The sequence below is a fragment of the Clostridium sp. 7_2_43FAA genome (genome assembly GCF_000158375.2).
GTDB lineage: Bacteria > Bacillota > Clostridia > Clostridiales > Clostridiaceae > Clostridium > Clostridium tertium.
In genome coordinates this window covers 233,703-252,564 of the sequence record NZ_JH815223.1, presented here as the reverse complement: position 1 = coordinate 252,564, position 18,862 = coordinate 233,703, and the positions used below count along the sequence as shown (strand labels likewise).

The 18,862-nt window shown below is 28.9% G+C and carries 15 protein-coding genes; 4 read left to right on the top strand and 11 right to left on the bottom strand.

Annotated elements, in window-relative coordinates:
- Positions 1–64: 64 nt before the first annotated feature.
- The 10 genes from CSBG_RS17450 to purR all read right to left on the bottom strand — a co-directional run bounded on the left by CSBG_RS17450 (position 65) and on the right by purR (position 12,669).
- A complete protein-coding gene (locus tag CSBG_RS17450; RefSeq protein WP_008681643.1) occupies positions 65–1,042 on the bottom strand; it encodes a peptidylprolyl isomerase in 978 nt (325 codons plus the stop codon).
- 96 nt (positions 1,043–1,138) lie between these two features.
- A complete protein-coding gene (gene mfd / locus CSBG_RS17445; protein ID WP_008681641.1) occupies positions 1,139–4,648 on the bottom strand; it encodes a transcription-repair coupling factor in 3,510 nt (1,169 codons plus the stop codon).
- 20 nt (positions 4,649–4,668) lie between these two features.
- Positions 4,669–5,244: an aminoacyl-tRNA hydrolase gene (gene pth, locus CSBG_RS17440; protein WP_008681639.1), complete on the bottom strand. Its 576-nt coding sequence runs from the start codon at positions 5,242–5,244 to the stop codon at positions 4,669–4,671.
- A gap of 124 nt (positions 5,245–5,368) precedes the next feature.
- Positions 5,369–6,502 carry a S1C family serine protease gene (locus CSBG_RS17435; RefSeq protein WP_008681637.1) on the bottom strand — a complete coding sequence of 378 codons (1,134 nt, stop codon included), beginning with the start codon at positions 6,500–6,502 and terminating at the stop codon, positions 5,369–5,371.
- A 25-nt stretch (positions 6,503–6,527) separates the two neighbouring features.
- Complete coding sequence (locus CSBG_RS17430) at positions 6,528–7,949, bottom strand: HAMP domain-containing sensor histidine kinase (RefSeq protein ID WP_008681635.1); 1,422 nt, start codon at positions 7,947–7,949, stop codon at positions 6,528–6,530.
- On the bottom strand, positions 7,949–8,635 hold the full coding sequence (locus CSBG_RS17425) for a response regulator transcription factor (RefSeq protein WP_008681633.1): 687 nt from the start codon (positions 8,633–8,635) through the stop codon (positions 7,949–7,951). The genes CSBG_RS17430 and CSBG_RS17425 overlap by 1 nt, the downstream gene beginning before the upstream one ends.
- A 167-nt stretch (positions 8,636–8,802) precedes the next feature.
- On the bottom strand, positions 8,803–9,762 hold the full coding sequence (locus CSBG_RS17420) for a ribose-phosphate diphosphokinase (RefSeq protein ID WP_008681631.1): 960 nt from the start codon (positions 9,760–9,762) through the stop codon (positions 8,803–8,805).
- A 49-nt stretch (positions 9,763–9,811) separates the two neighbouring features.
- A complete protein-coding gene (gene glmU, locus CSBG_RS17415; RefSeq protein WP_008681629.1) occupies positions 9,812–11,182 on the bottom strand; it encodes a bifunctional UDP-N-acetylglucosamine diphosphorylase/glucosamine-1-phosphate N-acetyltransferase GlmU in 1,371 nt (456 codons plus the stop codon).
- A gap of 256 nt (positions 11,183–11,438) precedes the next feature.
- Positions 11,439–11,723 carry a septation regulator SpoVG gene (gene spoVG, locus CSBG_RS17410; protein ID WP_008681625.1) on the bottom strand — a complete coding sequence of 95 codons (285 nt, stop codon included), beginning with the start codon at positions 11,721–11,723 and terminating at the stop codon, positions 11,439–11,441.
- A 127-nt stretch (positions 11,724–11,850) separates the two neighbouring features.
- Positions 11,851–12,669 (bottom strand): pur operon repressor, encoded by an 819-nt coding sequence (purR, locus tag CSBG_RS17405; RefSeq protein ID WP_008681622.1) that lies wholly within the window; start codon positions 12,667–12,669, stop codon positions 11,851–11,853.
- Positions 12,670–12,948: 279 nt separating this feature from the next.
- On the opposite strand from purR, the gene murC reads away from it, so the two are divergent.
- From murC to CSBG_RS17390, 3 genes are all read left to right on the top strand, one after another.
- A complete protein-coding gene (gene murC, locus CSBG_RS17400) occupies positions 12,949–14,322 on the top strand; it encodes a UDP-N-acetylmuramate--L-alanine ligase (protein ID WP_008681621.1) in 1,374 nt (457 codons plus the stop codon).
- 269 nt (positions 14,323–14,591) lie between these two features.
- Entirely contained in the window at positions 14,592–15,410 is an 819-nt protein-coding gene (locus CSBG_RS17395; protein WP_008681620.1) for a purine-nucleoside phosphorylase, read from the top strand.
- A gap of 61 nt (positions 15,411–15,471) precedes the next feature.
- Complete coding sequence (locus tag CSBG_RS17390; RefSeq protein ID WP_008681618.1) at positions 15,472–16,692, top strand: NupC/NupG family nucleoside CNT transporter; 1,221 nt, start codon at positions 15,472–15,474, stop codon at positions 16,690–16,692.
- An 80-nt stretch (positions 16,693–16,772) separates the two neighbouring features.
- On the opposite strand, the gene CSBG_RS17385 is transcribed toward CSBG_RS17390, so the two are convergent.
- Positions 16,773–17,849 (bottom strand): aminopeptidase P family protein, encoded by a 1,077-nt coding sequence (locus CSBG_RS17385; protein ID WP_008681613.1) that lies wholly within the window; start codon positions 17,847–17,849, stop codon positions 16,773–16,775.
- A gap of 289 nt (positions 17,850–18,138) precedes the next feature.
- Here CSBG_RS17385 and CSBG_RS17380 point away from each other — a divergent pair, with 289 nt between their 5' ends.
- Positions 18,139–18,837 carry a metallophosphoesterase family protein gene (locus CSBG_RS17380; protein WP_008681612.1) on the top strand — a complete coding sequence of 233 codons (699 nt, stop codon included), beginning with the start codon at positions 18,139–18,141 and terminating at the stop codon, positions 18,835–18,837.
- Positions 18,838–18,862: the final 25 nt, after the last annotated feature.

Genomic DNA, 18,862 nt, shown 5'->3' with positions numbered 1-18,862 from the left:
ATAAACAAAGGGATCAGTTTAACTAAACTGATCCCTTTAATTTATTATATCTTAATTATTTTTTCTAAAGTCTATCTTCGTATATTTTTACATTATAATCCTTTTTCCATTGCTCAATAGAACTTGAATAAATTTCATTTTTCTTTTGATTTTCTAATGTAGTCTTTATAGAATCCTTAACTTCATCAAAAGTTCCTTGTTTAACTTTAGTTGCTCTAATTATATGATAACCAAATTGGCTTTTTACTGGTTCTGATATTTCTCCCTCTTTAAGGGCTTTTAATCCTGCTACAAAATCTTGGTCATATTCTGTTGTGTTAAACTTAATTACGCCTAAATTACCGCCACTTTCTGCTGCAGCTGGTTCTTCTGAAGACTCTTTTGCCACTGTAGCAAAATCTTCTCCATTTATAATTCTTTCTCTGATCTCTTTTGCCTTAGCTTCATCACTTACCACTATATGTTCAGCATTAGCTTCACCAAAACTATCTTTATTTTCTTCATAATATGCTTTTATATCTTCATCAGTTATATTAACATCTTTAAATAAATCTTCTGTTACTTTTTCTGTTGCTAATTTATTTTTCATGCTTTCTGTAAGCTTAGTTGTATATTCATCTAAAGTCATTCCAGCTTGCTCAAGAGCTGCATTAAATTGCTCATCTCCGCCATAGCTTTCTTTAAGACTTTCTATATACTTTTGAACTTCAGAATCAACCTCTTCTTTGGTTGGAGTTACTCCTAATTCTTCTGCCTTTTTAAGCATCATTTTTTCTTCAACTAATAAATTTATTGCTTGAGTTCTTAAAGCTTTTACCTGTTCTGCCATATTAGGATTAGTATCATAATCACTTCCATATTGTTGTAAATATGGATCAGCTATTTCATCTACTTCTCCCTTAGTTATTTTTACATCTCCAACCTTTGCTAAAACAGTATTCTTTATTGCTTCTGGTGTTTTTTGTATCATTTCACATCCAACTGCTGAAAAAGCAAATATACTTAAAGCTCCTGCAGCTATAATTTTCTTAATTTTAATCACTTAAGTTCCCTCACTTCTCTTTTAATTTGTTTCAATACCATTATACATGACTAGTATATCAATATTGTGTCATTTATTCAATTTATATAAATAACTTTACATATTTTTTGTTAAATTTTCTAATATTTCCTTATAAAATCCTAATATAGTTTCTTTCTTTATCTCTGAACTTCTCACTGCAAAGTATGGTTTTTCTCCAAACATTAAAAATACTTTATCCTTATAATTCTCCAACAGATATTTATATATGCTATTTAAATTCTTAATTCCATCCGCAAATATAAACTTAACTTCCTTTGGTGTTTCCTTTATTTCTTCAATTGAAATAAGTTTAGCCTTACTCTTTATATAAGCTATATCCATTAAATTATAAACAGGATCTGGAATTTCTGAATATCTATCTTCAAGTTCAGATTTAATATCCATATAATCTTCTAATCCATCAATAGCAGCAATTTTCTTGTATATTTCTATTTTTTGAATTTCATCTTCAATATAAGTTCCTGGTATATATGCGTCTACCTTTATATCTACTGTAGTTTCAATAGGTTCCTTCTCTATCTCACCTTTAATAATTTTTATTGTATCCTCCAGCATTCTACAATATAAATCATATCCTATTGCAGCCATGTGTCCATGTTGAGCTGAACCCATCATATTTCCAGCTCCTCTTATTTCTAAATCTCTCATAGCTATCTTAAATCCTGATCCAAGCTCTGTGAAATCTTTAAGGGCCTTTAGCCTTTTTTCAGCTACCTCTGTTAATATTTTATCTTTAGTGTACATAAAGTAAGCATATGCTATTCTATTTGACCTTCCAACTCTACCTCTTAATTGATAAAGTTGTGATAATCCCATTTTATCTGAATCGTGAATTATCATAGTATTAACATTTGGTATATCTATTCCCGTTTCTATAATTGTTGTGCATACTAATATATCATAATCTTTATTCATAAAGCTTACCATTTCTTTTTCAAGTTGTCTTTCAGTCATTTGTCCATGTATAATTCCAACTTTACACTCAGGAACTAATTCCCTGATGTATTTAGCCATCCCCTCTATACTTTCAACTCTATTATAGACATAATAAACTTGACCACTTCTATTCACTTCTCTTAATATCGCATCTCTTACAAGTTGATCATTTTGCTCTACAACATAAGTTTGTATTGGATATCTCTCTTCTGGTGGTGTCTCTATTACAGATATATCCCTTGCTCCTGTTAATGACATATGAAGGGTTCTTGGGATTGGTGTTGCACTTAAAGTTAATACATCAACATTTTTCTTTAATCCTTTTATTTTTTCTTTTTGAGCAACCCCAAATCTTTGCTCCTCATCTATTATTAGAAGTCCTAAATCCTTAAAAACAATATCCTTAGAAACTAGTCTATGAGTTCCTATCAATATATCTACATTACCTTCTTTTACAGCTTGAAGTGTTGCTTTTTGCTCTTTTGCACTTCTAAATCTACTTATCATATCTATTTTTACTGGAAAATCTGAAAATCTCTTTGTCATATTTTTATAATGTTGTTCTGCCAGTATAGTTGTAGGTACTAGGAATGCTACTTGCTTACCATCCATAACAGCTTTAAATGCTGCTCTAATAGCAACCTCTGTTTTTCCATACCCAACATCACCGCATAGAAGTCTATCCATAGGCTTATCAGTTTCCATGTCATGCTTAATTTCTTCTAGAGATGTTAATTGATCTGGTGTTTCCTCAAATGGAAATTCATCTTCAAACTGTTTTTGCCACTCTGTATCTTTTCTAAATTTATATCCCTTTAAAGTAGCCCTTGTAGCATAAAGCTTAACCAAATCTTCCGCTATCTCATTTATAGATTTTTTAACTTTTGCTTTTGCTTTATTCCATTCATTACTTCCAAGTTTATTTACCTTAGGAGTTTTACCTTCACTTCCTATATACTTTTGAACTAAATCTAACTGATCAACAGGGACATATAATTTATCACCTTTATCATAAACAATATCTAAATAATCTCTTGTATGTCCACCAACTTCTATTTGCTTTATTCCTTTATAAACCCCAACTCCATGATTAGCATGAACAACATAATCTCCAAGCTTAAGCTCTGCAAAGCTTTTTATTTTTCCTATACCTTTTCTTGAACTAGCCTTTTTAGATATTTTTCTTTTAGCTTCTCCAAAAACATCTTTATCTGATATTACACACAGTTTTAAATCAGGATACTCAAAACCTTTTAATAGATTTCCGAAGGTAATAACAACCTCTCCAAACTCTATTGATTTTATATCCTCTCTGTAAGAACTTTCAATTTTCCTATCTCTTAATGTATTTACAAGTCTTTCTCCCCTAGTCCTTGTTCCGGATAATATTATCGTCTTATATCCCTTTGACTTTTTCTCTTTAATATCATCTATTAACAAATCTAATTGACCTTGATAACTATTTAGAGTTGATGCATTAAATGAATATCTTTCTATAGGATTTAAAATTTTACTATTAATAGCAAATACATCTAAAGTTATTGATTTTTGAGATTCTAATTTTTCAATTAAATCATCTTTATTTAATAAAAGCTTACTTTGAGATGGTAAAATTCCTCCTCTTTGTAAAAAAGCTTCATAATTTTCACTAAATTCAAAATAACAGCTTTCTAGTTTACCTTCACATTTTTTAACGTCATCAATTACATACATATAATCTTTTACATAGCTAAAAAAGCTATCTGTCTTATCATAGAAATAAGGTAAATAACTATCTAAAGTTTCAAATGTTAAAGTTTCTGTTAAAGATTCTATGTTCGCACTTATAATCGATTCCAACTTTTGTATTCTTTCATCATTTCCTTTAGCTTTACTTTTAATTTCTTGGAATTCTTTTAAAATAGCTTCTTTTCCTCTATTTAATGCTTCTTCATTTAATATAATCTCTTTGGCTGGGAATATCTCTATATTATCAACCTTTTCAATACTTCTTTGTGATTCTTTATTAAAAGTTCGTATAGACTCTATTGAATCTCCAAAAAGCTCTATTCTATATGGATAAGTAGCTATTGGTGGAAATACATCAAGAATTCCTCCTCTTAAAGAAAATTCTCCCTTTCCTTCTACAGCCTCTACCCTTTCATAACCACTTTCTAATAGTTTTTTAGATAAATCTTTAAAATTAACATCATCATCTACACTTAATTTAAATGTATATTCCCTAAATAATTCCTTAGGAGTATATACTGATGTTAAGGTATCGATTGATGTTACTATTATCTTATTTTTATTATCTAAAATTTCTTTTATTACCTTTAGTCTTGCCCATCTCAAATCTCCCGAAATAGCATCTATATTATAAAAAACTACCTCTTTTGCAGGAAAATAATAAATATCATTTGTATAAAAACTTAAATCTTCATATATATTCTTCGCTTCCATATCACTATGAGTAAGTATTATCATAGGTGAATCTATACTTTCATATATTTCAAAAACCCCATAGCTTTTTCCTGAATCCGATAATCCATTTATATTAATCGGGTACCTTTTATTATTAATACTAGTTATTATTTCATTGAAAGTAGAGTCATCTCTTAAAGGTTGTAGTACCCCCTTTAATCTCATTAATATACACCGTCCTTAATCTATTCTTTTTTTGATGTTTTAAACCCATTAAATCTATTCATCGCTTCTTTTGTTCCGTCTTTTATTATAACTTCTACTGCCTTTGAGGAAGCATCTATAACTTCTATCAAACTATCCATATCTTCCTTATTAAATCTCCCTAAAACATGAGAAACTAAATCACTTGTAGGTTGTCCTACGCCTATTTTAACTCTTGGAAAAATATCTGTGCCTATATTAGCTATTATACTCTTGATACCATTATGTCCACCAGCACTTCCTTTTTCTCTAATTCTAAGTTTTCCAACTTCTAAACTAATGTCATCATATATAACTATAACTTCATCATTTTCTAATTTATAAAAATTTATAACCTCTCGTATACTTTCTCCACTTAAATTCATATAAGTTGTTGGTTTCAATAAAATAACCTTATTATTATTTATGAATCCCTCCCCATATACTCCTTTAAATTTTGTCCTATTTATATCTATATTATACTTGTTTGAAATATAGTCTATAGCCTCAAAACCTATATTATGTCTAGTTCCATCGTATTCTTTACCTGGATTTCCTAATCCAACAATTAAAAACATATTATGCAGCCTCCTAATTGCTATTAGCATATTTATTATTATACTAGTTTTTTACAATAATAAAAGTATTTAAAATAAAATTGCAACCCTTAAATAGAGCTGCAAATAATTATATTTATTTTTATTAATTATATATCTTTATTTCTAAGTCTTTTACTTCACCAGAGCGCATTACTTTGCATTTTAATGTATCTCCTGGAAATTTATTTTTTAATATTTCGGACATTTGTGTAATACTCGTTATCTTTTTCCCGTCCATTTCAAATATTATATCTGTAGGACGTAGCCCTGATTTATATGAACCTCTCTCTTGATTAATTGCTGCAATATAAAATCCACCTACATTATTCCACTTATCACTATTAATAAATCCACCCTCTGAAATACCTAGTATATCTTTTATCTCATTTGTTGAACTTACTACTTCCTCTAGAGAACTAAAGTCTAATGCATAGTACAATCCATTTTGATTCATCTCATTCGTTATTTTATAACTAGCAATACCTATAATTTCTCCATTTATATTACTTATTATTCCCCCTGTATTCATAGCTGTTATTGGTGTATTAATTTCTAGTACTTTATATTTAATATTATTGGTGTTTATACTTCTATTAGTTGCTGTTATTATGCCTGGTATTATATTATCTATGTAATCGCTACTAGTAGAATTGCTAATAAGAAAAATTTTTTCTCCTTCTACTATATCTGATTTCATAACAAATTTAATCGGTATTAACTCTTCATCACAATTAACTTGTATAAGCGCAATATCCATATTTTCATTTGCTACAACTATTTCAGCCTTAACAGGCTTAGCTCCTACCGAAGGTAATTTTACATATATATTCTTAAAATTTTTTATTTTCGAGTAGTTTGTTAATATCTTTCCATTGCTTTCTATAATCACACCAGTTGTATTACTATCAAAATACTTATTTTGGGTTAAATTAACCTCACTATCACTTATTGTTACTAATGATTGTTTTACTTTTTCTATTAATCCAGAATACTCTAAAGTAATAGTGCTTTTTTCTAATTTATCATTTAGCTCATTAACTAAATCTTTATATTTATTCTCGATAACTAAAATTGAAAATAATGCACCCGATAATCCAGCTATAATTAATAAGCTCAAAAGCTTACCAAGCATTTTAATGTTAGATTTTGTTCTCTTTCTTTTAAATTGTATTGAAGGAAAGTTTTCATTCATAAACTCATCTTTATCATTAAATTTATCCTTCAACTTTTTATTCATAAAATCCCCTCCTCCAACATTAATTTTATTTAATTGATCTTTTAAGTGTAAAAGTAAATTTAACGCCTTTTCCTTCTATATTATTAACCCAAATATCCTGATTATGTTGAGATAATATTAACCTAACTATTGATAACCCAAGTCCCGTACTTATTTTATTGGTTCTAGCCTTATCCATTTTATAAAACCTTTCCCATATCTTATTGATATCCTCTTTTGGAATATTAGGACCACTATTAAATATACTAACATATACAAAATCACCCTTTGCATATGTTTCCACTTGTATCCTTCCGCCTTCATCGCCATACTTTATAGCGTTTTCAAGGAGATTAGTCACAACTTGTATTATCCTATCCCTATCGCCTATACAGTACTCATAGCTATCATTAAATATAACCTCAACTCTAATTTTTTTCTCGTTTATCTTTCCTTCTAAATTTAATGTACATAAAGTTATAATTTCATTTATATCCAACTTAGCCACTTTTAGCTTAAACTTTCCTGACTCCATAGTTGATATATCTAATAGATCATTTACAAGCCTCGACAGCCTAGAAACTTCATCATTTACTATATTTAAATAATAGTTTTCTTTATCCTTAGGAATAACACCATCAACAATCCCTGTTATGAAGCCCTTAATTGATGTTATTGGAGATCTTAGTTCATGAGATACATTTGAAATAAATTCACGTCTTACATTATCTACCTTTTCTAAAGATTCTGCCATTATATTGAATGAATTTGCTAATTCACCTATTTCGTCATCTGAGTCTATATAAACCCGTTTTTCTACTTCACCTTTTGCAAGCTTCTTAGCTGCATTGTTAATTTCAGATAGAGGACTTATTAATATTTTTTGAGAAAAATAATATGCAACTACACTTGATAAAACAACAGCTCCTAATACAGATATCCATATCACACTGTATAATTTTTTTGAAAAATCAGTACTCTCAGAGTTTTCAAAAACTATTATAATACCATTAAAACTCTCTCCATTAAATAATGGAGTTGTATAAGTTTTAAATCTTTTATTGTTTTTATCAAAAAAACTTTTTTCTATCATTTTACCAGATTTTAATCTTTTTAAATCTGAATCATTCATATCTATTTTGTTATACATTAAATCCTCAAATCTTTCATCAGATATGGCATATACATAACCTTGATTATCTAAAATTATTGAATCCATATCGACAGAAGCTTTAATTATTTTCATTGTACTTTTTAAATCCTCATATCCAGTTTCACTATTTTCATTTAAAAATTCTTCTGTAGAACCTTGAATTATCTCCATGTATTTACTTATACGTTCAGATCTTAGTATTGAATAATCCCTATTAATCCAGGCTGATAAAACCATTCCAATCAATATTAATAATATTGCTGTAATAGATGAAAAGGTAATTAAAATTTTATATATTACACTTTTCTTTTTCATTATTTCACCTCAAATTTATATCCAACACCCCAAACAGTTTCTATCAACCAATTCTCTCCGCCACTTATTTTTTCCCTTAATCTCTTAATATGAACATCAACAGTTCTAGAATCTCCTGGATAATCATATCCCCATACTTCACAAAGCAATTGCTCTCTTGTAAAAACCTTATTTTTATTACTTGCTAAGTAATGAAGTAGCTCAAACTCTTTAGGCGGCATTTTTATTTCAACACCTTTATAAACAACATTATAAGAATTGGCATCAATAACTAAATCTGAATAATTTATTATTTCAGTATTCTTTTCATCATAATTATATCTTCTCATAACAGCTTTCACTCTTGCTAGAAGCTCTTTTGGCTCAAATGGCTTTACTATATAATCATCGGCACCTAGCTCTAAAGCTAAAACCTTATCAAACGTATCACCTTTTGCAGTCAGCATAATCACCGGAATTTCACTTGATTTTCTAATCCACTTCAAAACTTCTATGCCATCTACTCCAGGTAACATAATGTCTAACAGTACTAAGTCTGGTTTAAAATCTCCAAAAACAGCACAAGCTTCTCTTCCATTGTGACACCTTCTAGTTTCATATCCTGCACTTATTAAATACATATTTATTACTTCGCATATATTTTCATCATCATCTACAATTAATACTTTTCCTAATCTATTATTCATAATAACACCATCCTTACTTTTATTATAATTCATTTATATCTTATATAAAAATTTTTATATTAATTATAAATAATAATTAATAATTGTTACAAATTATTAATTATTTACAGAATTAATAGGCCTCTAAAAAGTTTGTGCTTTTTAGAGGCCTTTTATCCTATTATGTATTAAACTTCAAATAACTTACTTATTGGTTCATCATCATATATTCTTTTTATTGCTTCTGCAAATAAAGGTGCTACTGATAATGATTTAAATTTAACTAAATCATCTTTTTCAGGTAACTTAATTGTATTTAACATAACTAATTCTTCTATAGCAGAGTTATTTATTCTTTCGAAAGCAGGTCCTGACAAAACTCCATGAGTACAACATGCATATACATTTTTAGCACCTAAATCCTTTAGTGCATTTGCTGCATTTGCTATAGTTCCTGCAGTATCTATCATATCATCTATTAAGATGCATTTTTTGCCTTCAACATCTCCTATTATATTCATGATTTCTGATACATTTGCCTTCGGTCTTCTCTTATCTATAATTGCTATCGGTGCATGTAATCTATCAGCAAACTTTCTTGCTCTAGTAACACTTCCTAAGTCAGGTGAAACAACTACAACATCATCTCTATCATCAAAGCCGTTTTTCACAAAATACTTAGCTAATATTGGTGATCCTAATAGATGATCAACTGGTATATTGAAATATCCTTGAATTTGTGCTGCATGTAAATCCATAGTTAATACTCTATGAGCTCCTGCTGCTGTTAAAAGATCTGCAACTAATTTAGCTGTTATTGGATCTCTTGATTTAGCTTTTCTATCTTGTCTTGCATATCCATAGTATGGCATAACAACTGTAATTCTACCTGCTGAAGCTCTTTTAAATGCATCAATCATTATTAAAAGTTCCATTAAATTATTGTTAACAGGTGAACTAGTTGATTGAACTAAAAACACATCTGTTCCTCTTACAGTTTCTGCTATATCAACTGATATTTCTCCATCACTAAAAGTTGAAACCTTAGCTTTACCAAGTGGTAATCCTAATATGTCAGCAATTTCTTTTGCTAATTCTGGATGTGAGTTTCCAGTAAATATTTTAATATTTTTTCCATGGGTTATCATTGTGTGAAGACCTCCTTAAAATTTTTAGCACTTTTGTTTATCTAAATAACTATTTGTTAGTAAGACCTTTTTTAGTCACCCAACCTTCAATATTCCTTTGTTTTGCCCTTGCTACTGCAAGTTCTCCTTCTTTTACATCATTAGTAATTGTTGATCCTGCAGCTATATATGTGTTATCTTCTACATTAACTGGTGATACTAAATTAGTATTGCAACCTATAAAGCTATTGTTCCCAATTGTAGTTTTATGCTTCTTTTGTCCATCATAGTTAACAACTACTGTTCCACAGCCAAAATTACAGTTTTCACCTACAGATGCATCGCCTATATATGTTAAATGTGACACTTTAGTATTATTCCCTATAGTTGATTTTTTAATTTCTACAAAATCTCCTATTCTGGCTCCAGAACCAATCACAGACTCTGGTCTTATATATGCAAACGGTCCAACAGTAGTTCTTTCACCAATTTGACTATCAATAATAACAGAAGATTGAATTTCTACATTATTTAATATTATACTATTTGATATTCTTGAATTTGGATATAGTATAACACCTTCTCCTATTTTAGTGTTTCCTTCTAAAACATTACCTGGATATATAATAGTATCCCTTCCTATTTCTACATCATCCCCTATATATGTAGTGCTTGGATCTATTAATGTTACACCATTAATCATATGTCTTGAATTAATTCTATTTCTTAATATTCCTTCTGCTTCCGCTAATTGTATTCTTGAATTAACTCCTATCGTTTCTTCATAGTCTATTGTAACAGCTCCAACCTTATTTCCTTCTTCTTTTAATATTCCGATAACATCTGTTAAATAATATTCTCCTTGATTATTATTATTAGATAATTTATCTAACGAATTTAAAAGCTTTTCTATATCAAAGCAATATATTGCAGCATTCATTTCATTTATTTTTAGCTCTTCTTCAGTACAATCTTTATGTTCAACAATTTTTAAAACTTCATCATTTTCTCTTACAACTCTTCCATATCCAGTTGGATCTTCAACTATTGAACTTAATAATGTCGCACTATTTTTATTTTCTATATGTGTTTTAAATAAATTATCAACTGTTTCAGCTTTTATTAATGGTGCATCTCCACAAAAAACTCCTACAACACCCTTTTTACCTCTTAAAAAGTCAATGGCGCATTTTACAGCATGACCTGTACCTAATTGTTCCTCCTGTAATGCATAGCTCACATTTCTAGAAGAAGTCTTTTCTTTTACAAGATCTGCGCCTTTTCCAATGATAACATTTATATCTTCTATATTAGCTTTTCTCATAGTATCTATAACATGATTAACCATCTCTTTACCACATACTTTATGTAAAACCTTTGGCAAATCAGATTTTATTCTAGTTCCTTGTCCAGCAGCTAAAATTAATGAACATTTATACATAAAAAAACACCCCTCTATAAAATGTTAAGGACAAATTTATAATTAACTTAAAAAACGTTCGTAAACATCTCATTCTATTATATTGTATTAGAAAAAGTATTTCAACCTATTTATCCTTCCTTCATTCTCTTCCATTATGTATCTGCCCTGCTTTGCATCGAATTACATTGCTTTATTAATAATTTTTTTCAATAAATAAAGGAAATTATCACAAAAAAATAAAAGGGTCATCCCTTTTATTTTTAATTAACATAATTTAGCCAACTACTTCTTCAGAATCTTCTTCAAGTTTAGCTTTTTCATAAGCCTCAAGTATTGAATTCTGAATCTTTTCTCTAGTGTCTGTGTTAATAGGATGCGCTATATCCTTAAACTCTCCATCTGGTGTCTTTCTACTTGGCATAGCTATAAATAATCCATTTTGTCCTTCGATTACCTTGATGTCATGAACTACAAATTCGTTGTCAAATGTAACAGAAACTATAGCCTTCATCTTTCCATCAGAAGCTATTTTTCTAATTCTTACATCAGTTATTGTCATCGCACTACACCTCCGTTGCTCTGATAGATATTAAATTCTATAAAAAGTATAAAAATCCTTCTTTTATTTAAAATTTTTTTAAATTTTTTAAATTTTTCAAATTTTGTGTAGCTTGCCCGAAATTTTTTTAATTATTTATCAAATTTGAAGGCTTAACTTCTAAATCTTTCGATTCACCTAAGTGTCTTAATTCGACTATAGATATATAATCATCGACTCTTTTTTGAGCTACTCCTATGTTATCTACTAATACTCCAATTCCTATTAATTCACTTTCAAATTCTTTTAATAAATCCTTTATTCCTTGTGCAGTTCCGCCACCTCTTAAGAAATCATCTATAAATATACATTTACTTTTCGTTTTCATTGATTTCTTTGAAAGTGACATTTGCTGAATTCTCCCGCTAGTACCTGACACATAATTTATTGTAACAGTCGATCCCTCTGTTACTTTGTTATCTCTTCTTATTATAACTAGTGGAATTCCTAAATTCCTTGCAACTTCATAAGCAAGTGGGATTCCTTTAGTTTCAACTGTTACAACATAATCTACATCATTATTACAGAATACTGAAGATAATATAACTCCAGCTTTACTTATAATTTGAGGATTATACATTAAATCTGTCATGTATATAAAGTTCCCTGGAACAATTCTACTTTCATCCTTCAACATTTCACAAAGATCTTCAGCAAACTTTTTTCTACTTTCTTTTTCTATTCCTGGAATGTATTTTATTCCTCCTGCTGCTCCAGCTATTGTTTCAACTTTTCCCATTTCCAATTTTTCTAAAATTTCTCTTACTATTACTATATCTTCACTTATGGTTGATTTTGCTGCATTTAATAAATCTGAAAACTTATTTAATCCTATAACCTTATTTGGGTTCTCAGTTAAAATTTTTGTAATGGCCACTACTCTGCTATTTCTACTTAGCTTTTCCAAAATATATCACCTACAATTTCAATTTTTTCCGAATTATTCGTTAGTTTTAAGCATCTAATATTCATATTTTATTCTATATTTTTCTCAATATCAATAGATTTTAATCAGTTATCTTCTATTTAGCTTATAATTATTATTTTTTTTAATAAAATTTTATCAATTTATTTAAATATATCTTTTTTATGTGTTCATTTTCTTAAATTTGTATATAATTATAAAGTGAAAACTATTTACAGTAATTTTTATAAAAGAATTCTTAATAATAAAGGGGTTGATTTTTTGTCTTTTGATTTAAGCAAAGATATAAATAAGAAAGTTCATTTTATAGGTATTGGCGGAATTAGTATGAGCGGACTTGCTGCTGTTTTACTAACAAAAGGGTTTAAGGTATCGGGTTCAGATTCTAAAGAATCTGAAATTACTAATAAATTAAAATCTGAAGGTGCTGAAATTTACATAGGTCATGATAAAGGTAACTTGAAAGATGTTGACTTAGTAGTTTATACAGCTGCTATTCCATCAGATAATCCAGAAATAATTGAAGCAAAGGATAAAAATATCGATCTTATGGATAGAGCCGAGTTTTTAGGTTTAATAATGAAAGGCCACAAATACAATGTTGCTATATCAGGTACACATGGAAAAACTACTTGTACATCAATGCTTTCACATGTTACTTTAAAAGCTGACTTAGATCCTACAATATTAGTTGGTGGGGAACTAGATGTAATTGATGGTAACTTCAAAATAGGAAATAGTGAATATTTCATAACAGAGGCCTGCGAATATAAGGAATCATTTTTAAAATTTTATCCATATATAGGAGTTATTTTAAATATAGATGCAGACCACTTAGATTATTATAGAGATTTAAATCATATAAAAGAAACTTTTGAAAAGTTCTCAAACATAATACCAAGTGATGGATATTTAATAGGTTATTGTGAAGATGAAAATGTAAATGAAATATTAAATAAAGCAAAGTGTAACACAATTAGTTATGGTATAAATAAAGGCGATGTAAGAGCTACAAATATATCTTTTGATAATAAAGGTCGCGCAAGCTTTACTGTATGTAAGGATAATGATGAATTGTTCGATGTAACTTTAAATACTACTGGTAAGCACAATATATTAAATGCTTTATCAACTATCTGTGTTGGATTAATATTTAATATACCTTATACTTCAATAATAGAAGGATTAAGAGAATGTAAGGGTGCACATAAAAGATTTGAATATAAAGGTGAATTCAATGGAGCTACAATAATTGATGATTATGCTCATCATCCTGTTGAAATTAAAGCTACTTTAGATACAGCAACAATAATACCTCATAAAAATATTTATGCTGTATTCCAACCACATACTTATACAAGAACAAAAACTCTATTTGAAGATTTTACTGAATGCTTCTCAGAGGTAGACGAACTATTGCTTATGGATATTTATGCAGCAAGAGAAAAAGATACTGGTATAGTAAACTCAGAACAACTTGGAGATGCAATAAGAGCTAAGGGGATTAAATGTACTAATATTCATAGCCATGAACAGGCTGCAAATTATTTAAAAAATGTAGTTTCTAATGATGATATTATTCTAACCATCGGCGCTGGAGACGTAGTAAAAGTTGCAGATATAATATTAAAATAATTGTCATTTAAAATTTAACTTATATTATTGTTTTATTAGCAAATACTATAGGAAGCAGACTTATATGAATTTTTTATATAAATCTACTTCTTATAGTTTTCTTTTTGCCATCTTTTGACTAATACACTAATAATATTGATATTATTTGGTTTTTATGTTTATTTTTGAACAAGTTTATTTTATAATTTACAAGACTATAAGTACTATTCTATAATTTTTTTATTGTTTAAAATCTTATATAGTACAAATATTAAAGTAGAGGTGATTTTATGGATTTATCAAATAAGATTAAAAACGCTGCAGATTTTATAATGGAAAAATCTAAATACAAACCAGAAATCGGTTTAATTTTAGGTTCAGGATTAGGCTCATTAGCTGACTCTATAGAAAGCCCTGAATTTTACCCTTATGAGGAACTTCCTCACTTTCCAATATCAACAGTTGAAGGTCATGCTGGAAGATTAGTTATTGGTATGTTAAATGGAAAATGTGTTGTTGCAATGCAAGGAAGATTCCATTACTATGAAGGATATTCTTATAATGAAGTTACTTTTCCAGTTAGAGTAATGAAATTACTTGGAGTTGAAAAATTAATTGTTACTAATGCTGCTGGAGCAGTAAATACAAGCTTTAAGCCTGGAGATTTAATGCTTATAAATGATCATATTAACTTCTCTGGAGATAATCCGCTAATAGGTGCCAATCTTAAAGAATTCGGTCCTAGATTCCCGGATATGTCAAATGCATACAACCCAGAATTAATAAACAGAGCTTTAAACGTGGCTAAAGACTTAAATATAGATATAAAACAAGGTGTTTATATGATGTTTAGTGGCCCAACATATGAAACTCCTGCTGAAGTAAGAATGGCAAGAATACTTGGTGGAGATGCAGTAGGTATGTCTACAGCACCTGAAGTAATCGTAGCAAATCATTCTGGAATGAAGGTTTTAGGTATTTCTTGCTTAACTAACATGGCTGCTGGAATACTAGAACAACCTTTAAACCATGAAGAAGTAGTAGAAACTTCTAATATGGTTAAGGAAAAATTCACTACATTTATGAATAAAATAATTGAAGTAATCTAACTTCAATTAAAGTAAATCATATACATAAGAAGAAATTGAGATAAACAAAGGAGAAATTAAATTGAATAGATTTGTTGGAATAATAGGAGTTATAGTTATAATTGGAATAGCCTTTTTGCTGTCTGAAAACAAAAAGAAAATCAATTGGAAGCTAGTAATAGCTGGATTAGGCTTACAAATAGTATTTGCAATATTGATCTTAAAAGTTCCAGTTGGTAGAACAATTTTTGAAGGTGCAAGTAGTGCAATAACAAAATTATTAGATTTTACTAAGGAAGGAACAGATTTTTTATTTGGTCCACTTGCTGACACTAATGGAATAGGATTTGTATGGGTTGTTCAAATATTACCTACGATAATATTCTTTTCTGCATTAATGGGAGTACTATACTACCTTGGAGTAATGCAATTTATAGTTAAATTTATTGCTAAGTTCATTGGAAAACTACTTGGAACTAGTGGTTCTGAAACTTTAAGTGCAGTTGGTAATATTTTTCTTGGTCAAACAGAGGCACCACTTCTTGTTAAACCTTTTGTTAAAGATATGACTAGATCAGAGCTTTTAGCTATAATGGTTGGTGGAATGGCTACTGTTGCTGGTGGCGTTATGGCAGGCTATGTTGCAATGGGTGTAAATGCAGGCCATTTATTAGCTGCAAGCATTATGGCTGCTCCTGCGGGATTAATACTTGCAAAAATTTTAGTTCCAGAAACAGAAGAAAGTAAAACTAAAAACTCAACTGATATCTCAGTTGAGAATACAGCTTCTAATATCGTTGAGGCTGCTGCCAATGGAGCAAGTGATGGGCTAGGATTAGCATTAAATGTTGCTGCTATGTTACTTGCATTTATAGCATTATTAGCCCTTATTAATTTTATAATTGGAGCTATTGGAGGTTTATTTGGATTCCCAGAATTAAGTTTTCAGTGGATTCTAGGAAAGTTATTCTCCCCATTAGCTTTCGTTATGGGTGTTCCTACTGTTGATATATCAGCAGCTGGAAGTTTACTTGGTCAAAAAATAATATTAAACGAATTTGTTGCTTATTCTGAACTTGCAAATTTAATAACTCTTGATGTATTACAACCAAAAACTGTAATGATATTAACATATGCATTATGTGGATTTGCCAACTTTAGTTCTATAGCAATACAAATAGCAGGTATAGGTGGTTTAGCTCCTGATAAAAAGGGAACTATTGCAAAACTAGGATTTAAGGCTCTTATTGGTGGGGTTCTTGCAACATGCTTAACTGCAACTATAGCAGGTATATTATTTTAAATAAAAATTTTAAAATCTTAAAATTAACTATGAAATTTATTAAAGAGGTGTATCAAATATGTTTGATACACCTCTTTAATTTAGATTATAGTTATATCCTTTGTTACTGAATTTAAAACTTCACATCCATCTTTAGTTACTAATACTAAGTCTTCTATTCTTACACCAAAGTCATCCTTTAAATATATTCCTGGTTCAATTGAAAATATCATTCCAGCTTTAATTTCCTCATGATTTGATGAACTAACGTCTCCAAAATCATGATCTTCTATTCCAATACTGTGCCCTGTTCTGTGAGTAAAATATTCCCCATAACCAGCATCTTCAATATAATCTCTTGCTGCCTTATCTATATCAGAGAACTTCATTCCTTCTTTAACCTTACCTATAGCATTTAAATTTGCTTCTTTAACTATATTATAAATTTTTGCATGTCTTTCACTTGGTGCTTCACCCAAAAATACAGTTCTAGTCATATCTGAACAATATGAATTATATACTCCACCTATATCTATAACTATGCTATGTCCCTTTTTTATAGTATCATTGCTAGAATGATGATGGGGATCTGCTCCATTAGGGCTAACAGCAATTATGGGCGAAAATGAAAATTCATTTACTCCTTGATTTTCATATAAATCTACTAATAAATTAGCATAATATTTCTCTGTCTTTCCCTCTTCTAATCTGTTCCATAATTCAAGCATAACTTTATCATTTATTTGTGAAGATTTTTTCATCAATGCAATTTCTTCTTCATCCTTTATCATTCTTAATCTATCAATAATAGGTGATGAATTAACGAAAGCTTTTGCCCCTTTATTATCCATAAGTTTTATTAAGAAATGTGCTGGCCAATTTTTATCCACACCTAATGTACTTTCTTTATCCACAATTGTGCATAATATTTTTATTGGATCTTCAATGTCTGTGTACCAAACTAAATCTACTCCTAGGTCTTCATATATAGGAAATAGCTTATTAACTACAAGTTTATGATTTCCTTTTGTATTTAAATATAATGCTATCATTCTTTCTCCAGGAGAAAACCACTTTCCAGTTAAATAAAAAATAGCTGGAGGAGATGATATAATCATTTGATTTAATCCTTGCTCTTCCATGGCTTTTAAAACATTGTTGACTCTATTTAATTTCATATACTTTACCTCCTAATTTTTTTCTATAAATATAATATACCTCATCATATAAATAATATCTATTTATAATAATATTATTAAATTTATTTATAGCAAATATTTTAAATGATATAATATATATTATGTGATTGGTATTATTAATAATTGATTTATAAATATATTTTATTTTCCTTAAATAAATCTATTTATTATAATATTATTTTTAATTATGTGGATTATTAATTAAAATATGTATATTTAAATGCAATAATAAAATTGACATTCTATATTTATTGAGGAGGCTTATCTTATGAAAATAGCTGCAATTTCAGATATACACGGAAATATTTACTCACTAATGAAGGTATTAGAAGATATTGATGAACAAAAAGTAGATTTAGTAATTTGTCTTGGAGATTTAGTTGGCTATGGTCCTCATCCAAACGAAGTTATTGCTTTAATCAAAAGAAGAGAAATTCATTGTATAAAAGGAAATTATGATGCTTCTGTAGTTGATGGTGAATTTACATTTATAAGAGATACTAGCATTAATTCCTTTGCACTCCCTTGGGCATGCGAAGAAGTTAGGGCATCAAATAAATATTATTTATCACAATTACCAACATATTTAGATTATGATATTAATGGTGTTAAAATTAAATTTACTCACGGTAGTCCAAATGCTATAAATGAATACCTATTTGAAGATAAAGAAAATACTGAAAAAGTAATGAGTAAATTAGAAGAAGATATTTTAGTTTGTGCTCATACTCATATCCCTTCCTATAAGAAATTTAATAATAAAATATTTATAAATGTAGGAAGTGTTGGTAAACCCAAAATAGGCCGTCCAAACGCAACTTATTGCATAATTAATATTGATGAAAGTAAAAATGTAGATGTTAAATTTAGAGAGTTAGAATATGAATTCAAAAGAATAGTAAAAGATTCGCAAATGCTTAATTTTCCTGCTCAATTGGTTTCTTCTTATGAAAGTGGAACTGAATAAAATAAAAAAATTGCTACGATTTAAT

Bases quoted from the DNA above. Each gene is read 5' to 3' on its own strand.
- mfd (WP_008681641.1), bottom strand. From the start codon at position 4,648: ATGAGATTAAAGGGGGTACTACAACCTTTAAGAGATGACTCTACTTTC.
- pth (WP_008681639.1), bottom strand. From the start codon at position 5,244: ATGTTTTTAATTGTTGGATTAGGAAATCCAGGTAAAGAATACGATGGA.
- CSBG_RS17435 (WP_008681637.1), bottom strand. From the start codon at position 6,502: ATGAATAAAAAGTTGAAGGATAAATTTAATGATAAAGATGAGTTTATG.
- CSBG_RS17430 (WP_008681635.1), bottom strand. From the start codon at position 7,949: ATGAAAAAGAAAAGTGTAATATATAAAATTTTAATTACCTTTTCATCT.
- CSBG_RS17425 (WP_008681633.1), bottom strand. From the start codon at position 8,635: ATGAATAATAGATTAGGAAAAGTATTAATTGTAGATGATGATGAAAAT.
- CSBG_RS17420 (WP_008681631.1), bottom strand. From the start codon at position 9,762: ATGATAACCCATGGAAAAAATATTAAAATATTTACTGGAAACTCACAT.
- glmU (WP_008681629.1), bottom strand. From the start codon at position 11,182: ATGTATAAATGTTCATTAATTTTAGCTGCTGGACAAGGAACTAGAATA.
- spoVG (WP_008681625.1), bottom strand. From the start codon at position 11,723: ATGACAATAACTGATGTAAGAATTAGAAAAATAGCTTCTGATGGAAAG.
- CSBG_RS17395 (WP_008681620.1), top strand. From the start codon at position 14,592: ATGGATTTATCAAATAAGATTAAAAACGCTGCAGATTTTATAATGGAA.
- CSBG_RS17385 (WP_008681613.1), bottom strand. From the start codon at position 17,849: ATGAAATTAAATAGAGTCAACAATGTTTTAAAAGCCATGGAAGAGCAA.
- CSBG_RS17380 (WP_008681612.1), top strand. From the start codon at position 18,139: ATGAAAATAGCTGCAATTTCAGATATACACGGAAATATTTACTCACTA.